The sequence below is a fragment of the Oleiphilus sp. HI0043 genome (genome assembly GCF_001634935.1).
Genome location: NZ_LWEY01000832.1, coordinates 1 through 1,357, shown reverse-complemented (window position 1 = coordinate 1,357; position 1,357 = coordinate 1). Strand labels below are relative to the sequence as shown.

Here is a 1,357-nt window from a genome sequence, read left to right as displayed (position 1 = left end):
AGTGCAACACCAGGGATTTTCTGACGCACTTTTCTGACCAAACACTGCGCTCAAGCAATGCTGCTGCATGTTCTCCTTGCTCGGACTCATGCACTTCCCAGCCAACAATTTTGCGACTGAAGATATCTTCTATCATATACAGGTAATAATACCGCCCTATCACAGTTGCAGGGCAGTACGTAATATCCCAACTCCAGACTTCATTTGGCCCAGTGGCCGTATATCCCTTCGGTTTCTTCGTACCATTTTTGGGCTTGTCTCGCCCCCTGTGAGCCAGTTGATTATGTGCTTTGAGCACACGATAAAAGCTGGACTCAGAAGCAATATATTGCCCTTTATCCGCTAGCCTTGGTACGATTTGGCTGGGTGGAAGGTCCGCATATTCGGGCTCGTTACAGATATTGATAATGCTCTGTCGCTCGGTTTCTGACAACTTATTCTTTGGCTCAGGTCTAATAGCTGACTGTCTTTTGTCCTGTGTAACGCCACCATCTTCAATCCAGCGTTGTAAGGTCCGAAGCGATAAGCCTATTAGCTCACAGGCTTTCACTCTTCTGGCTCCAGCACTAACGGCTTCATCAATCAGCTCCACATAATATTGCCTATCTGGAAGCATGGTTAGCTGTCCTCGTCTTCCCCCCAGTAGGCATTGAGCTTTTTTCTGAGCACCAATAATGCAGCAGTTTCAGCAAGTGCTGCATCTTTGCGTTTTAGCTCCTTCTCTAACTGCTTAATACGCTTCTTATCTGCTTTGCGCTCTGCAGCTTCCTGTTTCTTACGCTGAGCCTCAGTCATATTGTTGTTAATACAAGATTGTTTCCATTGCTTCACCTGATCAGGGTACAGCCCTTTTTCTCGGCAATACTCACTTAGCTCTATCTCCGACATCATGGCGGTTTCCAGAACAATTGAAAACTTTGCTTCTGGAGACCAGTTATCTGGACTACTACTTTTTGTCACACTTGAACCTGGTAATTGAAATTTATCTCGCCAGGAATACAAGGTGGATAGGTTTATGTTTTCCTGGGCTGAAAACGTTCTTAATGATAACCCACTTTCAAGCCACTTCTTAACAATGGCTTCTTTAAACTCTTTTGAATAATGCTTCACTCATATTCTCTTACCGCCTCCTATTCAATTATTAAAAATTAACAGAGGCGACAACTATCCTGACACAGGGGGATCAGGTGAAGTCGACCATGGGCTTTGGTATGTCCCAGGATATTGATATTTTTGATACGCCTCCATTAATTGACGAAACAACTGATACGGGTGCAGAGCAAGAAGATGCTGCGGCTTATCGTGCTGCGGTAGAAGCGGTAACGGCTGTTGTGAACCAGATAGACGAGGCTGTTGG

The 1,357-nt window shown here is 45.1% G+C and carries 1 pseudogene; it reads right to left on the bottom strand.

Annotation, left to right across the window (positions count from 1 at the left end):
- A pseudogene (locus A3729_RS33875) lies at positions 1-1,110 on the bottom strand (transposase); the annotation flags it as partial.
- Positions 1,111-1,357 lie beyond the last annotated feature (247 nt).